This is a genomic window from Streptomyces sp. P17 (assembly GCF_032436805.1).
GTDB lineage: Bacteria > Actinomycetota > Actinomycetes > Streptomycetales > Streptomycetaceae > Streptomyces.
In genome coordinates this window covers 1-292 of the sequence record NZ_JAVRBF010000585.1, presented here as the reverse complement: position 1 = coordinate 292, position 292 = coordinate 1, and the positions used below count along the sequence as shown (strand labels likewise).

1 protein-coding gene is annotated in these 292 nt (G+C 65.8%); it reads right to left on the bottom strand.

What is annotated here, in order from left to right; all coding sequences use genetic code 11:
• A partial coding sequence (locus RMT89_RS42210; protein WP_315889058.1) for a hypothetical protein occupies positions 1–224 on the bottom strand: 224 nt, incomplete at its 3' end.
• Positions 225–292 lie beyond the last annotated feature (68 nt).

Genomic DNA, 292 nt, shown 5'->3' with positions numbered 1-292 from the left:
AGCGGTGCGCAGAACGCCGTACCGTTATAGAGCTTGGTGAGCCGGTTCGCGAACGCTGAGCGATCCTTGTGCCCGGAAAATCGATGCAGGTATGTCGATGGCAGGGGACCGTGCCGGTTGATGGCCCCGAACATGCGCAGGTCGGCCGGCCCGAGCGAGAGCCGCTGCCCGACCGGTTGTGGCGACGCAGAGCGTAAGCGGCGCAGTAGCGAATCGGTCTGCATGCGGCGGATGTACCTGAAGGGCGGGCGCCTGTAACCGTTCGCCATGGCGGCGCATCGCTCGCCATGGT